Source organism: Burkholderia sp. LK4 (assembly GCF_001043615.1).
GTDB classification, from domain to species: domain Bacteria; phylum Pseudomonadota; class Gammaproteobacteria; order Burkholderiales; family Burkholderiaceae; genus Burkholderia; species Burkholderia cepacia.
In genome coordinates, this window is record NZ_LDUL01000194.1 from 1 (window position 1) to 1,362 (window position 1,362).

A 1,362-nucleotide genomic window follows, 5' to 3' on the forward strand; every position below is an offset into this window, starting at 1 on the left:
TCGGCAGGACGGAACCGTCGACGCTGTTGCCGATGCTCTGGTAACCGTAGCCGCGCACCGAGTTCGAGCCGCCCGCGCGGAACAGCAGCGACGCCGGTACGCCGGTCGAGCTGCCGCTCGTGAACACGCCGCCGAGCTCCGCGCGGAACACGAACAGGTCGCGCTTGCCGACCGGCAGGTACTGCTGGCCACGCGCGTAGCCGCGGATGAAGGTCTGGTCGGTCAGCACGCCCTTGACCGCGAAGCCGGCCTCCGCGTGGATCAGGTTGCCCGAACGCGGGAACAGCGGATCGTCGACGTTGCGGCGCGTCCATGCCCATTGCGGCACCAGCGCGCGGCTCGTGGTCGGCCCCGCGCCGTTCTGGTCGAGCCGGTCCTGGTAGTACATCAGCGAATACGAATAGTCGATGAACTGGCCCGTGCGCGTGCGCTGAACGCCGACCCGCGCGCTGTAGATGCGCGTATCCGACACGTTGGTGTTCGTATACGACGCGAGCACGCTGTTGGTCCACCCCTTCTCGCCCGGCGGCATCGACAGCTGGACCTGCCCGTATTGCTGGATCTGGTCGAGCCGGCCCGACACCGTCAGCGGCCACGCGGCGCCGAACGTGTCGAGATACGTGTAGGAGCCCTGCACATGCGGCCCGGTGTCGGTCGCGAAGCCGACGCCGCCGCGGATGTTGTTGTACGGGAACTCGCTGACCTTCACGTGCACGGGCGTGCGCTCGGGCTTCGCCGTATCGTCGCCGACGTCGATCGCGACGCTCGCGTAGTACGGCGTGTTCTGCAACTGCCGCTGCAATTCGGTGATCCGCTGCACGTCGTAGATCTCGCCTTCCGACAGCGGATTGACGTTCGTGACGATCTTCTCCGGATAGCGCCGCACACCGTCGACGTCGACCTTGCCGATCGTGAACGTCGGACCGCTGTCGAACGTGACCGCGAGCGTCGCGCGCTGCGTGCGCGGATCGATGCGCGCCTCCGACGACGCGATCTTCGCGCCGAGATAACGACGCGACTGCAATTGCCTGAGCGCCGCGCCCTTCGCGCCGTCCCAGTCGGACTGCGTGAACGGGTCGCCCGGCTTCAGCGAGAACGCGAAACGGGTCGCGGCTTCCTGCTTCGGGTCCTCGGTGTCGACGGGCCCGTTGAAGGTCAGGTCGACGCTCGACACGATGGTCTGCTTGCCCGGATCGACCGCGATGCGCACGTCGCGCTTGCCGTCGCGCGTGCGCACGTCGGTGCGCACGACCGGCGAGAAATACCCGGCCGTCGCGGTCAGGTCGCGCACCTGCTGCGGGGTGGCCGTCACGAGGAAGTCGAACTGGTCGTCGCTGATGTCGTCGCGCTTCGCGAAGCGCG

1 protein-coding gene is annotated in these 1,362 nt (G+C 67.8%); it reads right to left on the bottom strand.

What is annotated here, in order from left to right; translation table 11 throughout:
• Nucleotides 1-1,362 (bottom strand): autotransporter assembly complex protein TamA (locus VK92_RS38875; protein WP_048468283.1); only part of this gene is annotated, 1,362 nt, incomplete at both ends.